Source organism: Streptomyces sp. XY431 (assembly GCF_001279805.1).
GTDB lineage: Bacteria > Actinomycetota > Actinomycetes > Streptomycetales > Streptomycetaceae > Kitasatospora > Kitasatospora purpeofusca.
In genome coordinates, this window is the sequence record NZ_LGDO01000247.1 from 1 (window position 1) to 3038 (window position 3038).

Genomic DNA, 3038 nt, shown 5'->3' on the forward strand with positions numbered 1-3038 from the left:
TGGTCGAGGAGGGCTGCGGGAAGTACACGAGTGGTCCGGGGCCGCAGTGGTCGCAGACCGACCAGGCCTCCTACAAGGCCTGGCAGGAGAAGCTCGGCTACAGCGGCGCCAACGCCGACGGCTGGCCCGGACGCACCACCTGGGACCAGCTGCGCGTCCCTCGCCAGGGCACCCTGCAGTACGAACCCTTCCCCGGCGTCACCTGGTTCCAGAACAACCCCCGCAGCCCGATCATGACGGCCATGGGCCTGCGCCTGATCGCCGAAGGATGCAGCGCCTACGAGCTCGGGGCCGGCCCGCAGTGGTCCGAGGCCGACCGCCTCTCCTACCAGAAGTGGCAGCAGAAGCTCGGCTACACCGGCACCAACGCCGACGGCTGGCCCGGCAAGGGCAGCTGGGACAAGCTCCGCGTACCCAAGAGCTGACCGACAGGGCCCCGCTCACAGAGCGGGGCCCTCCGGCCTCTCCATCTCGCCTTCTGCCCAGGCCTGAACAGGCCCGCAGGCCGAGGCACCAAAGAGGGCACCGCCCGGCCCGCCCAGGCCGCTGGCGTCTCGGTGCGCACCGCGCAGCGCTGGGCCCGCTCCCTGGCCGCCGGTTGTCTCGATCGCGACGGCCGGGACCCCGGGCAGACCGCGGGGGAGGGTAACCGGCAGCACACAGAGCTGCGGTGCTCACTGCAGGCCGCCCCGGTTCGGCCGAAACCTGTTGTCGAACGTATGGCTGTACGGACGGTTGCTCATAGTTCATCGACCGTCCCGGCCTCCGGAGCTGCGGTATGTGAAGCCGCGCCATCCGGCGCTTGCGCTCGCCCGCCGTCCCGGTGCGCCGGTCGACGGGGATGTCGCTCGCCGAGCTGTCGCAGGAGTCCGGCCGCAACGAGGGGGTCATCGCCTCGTGTCTGATCAAGCTCGACATGCAGGGGCCGGCGGTCGAGGAGGCCTGGGACTTCGGCGGACGACCGTCCGCGGCACCTCGGGCGGTCGTCCCCGACCGGCGCCGTGCCGCGAACGCGCCTTCGACCGGCAACGGGGAGGCGGGTCGGGTGCCTGCCCGTCCCCTGTTCGGCTTCACTCCCGGGCGGAGGCCACCACTGCGGACCCGTCCATGAACACCTCCGCCCTGCCGGGATCGTCCCCGTCACTGCGGGGGTGGAGTACCCTGCGGACCACCGTGGCCGAGAGCCGGATACTGTCACGCGAAGGGGTGACAACCCGTCTCAAACAATCTGGTCGACGCAGGCCAGCAAAGGTCCGACCGCTCCCGGGCCGTCGTCAGGGCCGGAGTTGCCGTGCCTGCGGGTCGAAGCAGTTGAGGCCCATCGACGAAGCAACCCCCGCCGCGTAGGCAGATGCCTCCACCGCCATGCTCCAGCTGTCGCCAGTCTCTGAAAAATGGTTCTGGATCACTTTCCGTGCCAGGGCCACGGAGGGTCACCGAAACCGCGATCATGAACCCTCGTGACTGATGCGCTCCTCCAAGACCTCTGGTTCCTCGACACCATCGTCATCCGAGACGAGCTGGTGACCGTCCAGGCCGCCGCGACGACCAGCCGGGCCGAGTGCCCGGCCTGTGGAACCACCTCGACGCGGGTCCACAGCCGGTACGTACGCCGCTTGGACGATACGGCGGCGGGCCAGCGGCGTGTGGTCATCGAATTGCAGGTCCGCCGGTTCCGGTGCCGCCAACGAGCCTGCCCGCAGGCGACGTTCGCCGAGCAGGTCCCAGGTCTGACCTTCCGCCACGGGCGGCGGAGCCAGAGCCTGCAGACCGCTTTGCTGCAGGTGGCCCTCATGCTCGCGGGCCGTGCCGGCGCCCGGTTGGCGGGCGCTCTCGCCGCTCCGGTGAGCCGGTCCACGCTGCTGCGGCTGATACGAGCGTTACCCGAGAGCGCACCGACGACGCCTCGCGTGCTCGGAGTGGACGAGTTCGCACTGCGCAAGGGGCACGTCTACGCGACGATCCTGGTCGACATCGAGACGCGCCGGCCCGTCGACCTGCTGCCCGACCGCACCGTCGAGACCGTCGCCCGCTGGCTGGCCGAGCACCCGGGCGTCCAGGTGATCTGCCGCGACCGCTCCGCCGCCTACGCCGAAGCCGGACGACTCGGCGCCCCCGACGCGATCCACGTTGCAGACAGGTGGCATATCTGGAAGAACCTCGCGGAAGCCGTCGAGAAGACCGTCGTCCACCACCGGGCACTGCTGCACGAACTACCCGCGACGGCCGCCAGCCACCCTGCCCCGCCGGCGGACGGCTCACTGCCCGCGTCGACCGAAGCCGGGCCGCGCCGCACCGGACGCCTGTCCGACCGAATCCGCGAACAGCACGCGGCCGTCCACGCGCTCCTGAGGACCGGGGTGGCACTGCGCGAGATCGCGCGCCGCCTGGGCCTGGCCCGCAACACCGTCCGCCGCCTGGCCCACGCCGCGGACCCGGACGAACTGCTGGTCGGCAAGTGGACGGGCCGCACCAGCATCCTCGACCCCTACAAGCCCTACCTCCACCAGCGGTGGGCCCAGGGCTGCACCGTCGCCCGCCGCCTGTTCGAAGAACTCCAAGAACGCGGCTACTCCGGCGGCGAGCAAGTCGTCAAGGCCTACGCACGCAAGCTACGGGAGGCCTTCCCGAACTCCGATCCGCCCCGCAGGAAGCCTTCGACCAGGGACGTGACCAGCTGGATCACGCGCCACCCCGACAGCCTCGACGAGGACCAGGCCCAGAGGCTCAAGGAGGTCCTGGCACGGTGTCCCGCTCTGGACCGCACCGCCCAACACGTCAGGTCATTCGCCGAGTTGATGAATAACCGCCGCGGACACGAGCTCAAGGGTTGGATCGCACAAGTGCAGGGCGACTCGATCCCGGCCCTGCACACCTTCACGGTCGGCCTGGGCCAGGACCTCGACGCCGTCATCGCCGGCTTGAGTCTGCGCTACAGTTCCGGCGCCGTCGAGGGCCACAACAACAAGATCATTCTGTGGAATCAGCGATGTCAAGCCGTGTGCTTGTGCATCACGTCGAGGTAGTGGCGGTCTCGG

General features: G+C 70.0%; 2 protein-coding genes. Both read left to right on the forward strand.

The window, feature by feature from the left end; translation table 11 throughout:
* The coding region (locus tag ADK60_RS45830; RefSeq protein ID WP_199839721.1) for a peptidoglycan-binding protein at nt 1-425 on the forward strand (425 nt) is incomplete at its 5' end.
* Between the two features lie 1035 nt (nt 426-1460).
* On the forward strand, nt 1461-3026 hold the full coding sequence (locus ADK60_RS22545) for an ISL3 family transposase (RefSeq protein ID WP_053648450.1): 1566 nt from the start codon (nt 1461-1463) through the stop codon (nt 3024-3026).
* The last annotated feature ends 12 nt before the right edge of the window (nt 3027-3038 follow it).